We start from the raw sequence: 273 nt of genomic DNA, 5'->3' as shown, positions 1-273 counted from the left end.
GCGACCGGCACGGCAGGCGCCGAGGCGCCGCGCCCGGCGCGCCACGCCGCCTCGAAATACTTGCGGGTCGAGCTCAGCATGTCGGTCACGAGCTTGCCCATCAGCCGGTATTCCCAGTACGGGAAGAGCCGGCTCGCGGCGATCGCAATCATGCAGCCGACCACGGTGTCGATCGCGCGCTCGCCGATGATGCGCATGCTGCCCGGCGCGAGCAGGTGGAACATCAGCAGCACGTACGACGAAGTGAACACGACGCTCGCCGCATAGTTGAAC

At 67.4% G+C, this 273-nt stretch carries 1 protein-coding gene; it reads right to left on the bottom strand.

Annotation, left to right across the window (positions count from 1 at the left end):
* Window positions 1–273: FUSC family protein (locus tag SB816_RS31585; protein ID WP_410548193.1), on the bottom strand; the 273-nt coding region annotated here is incomplete at both ends.

Source organism: Achromobacter sp. SIMBA_011 (assembly GCF_046535435.1).
GTDB classification, from domain to species: domain Bacteria; phylum Pseudomonadota; class Gammaproteobacteria; order Burkholderiales; family Burkholderiaceae_B; genus Achromobacter; species Achromobacter dolens.
Note: the sequence above shows the minus strand (reverse complement) of the source record. Positions and strands in the feature narration are given on the sequence as shown.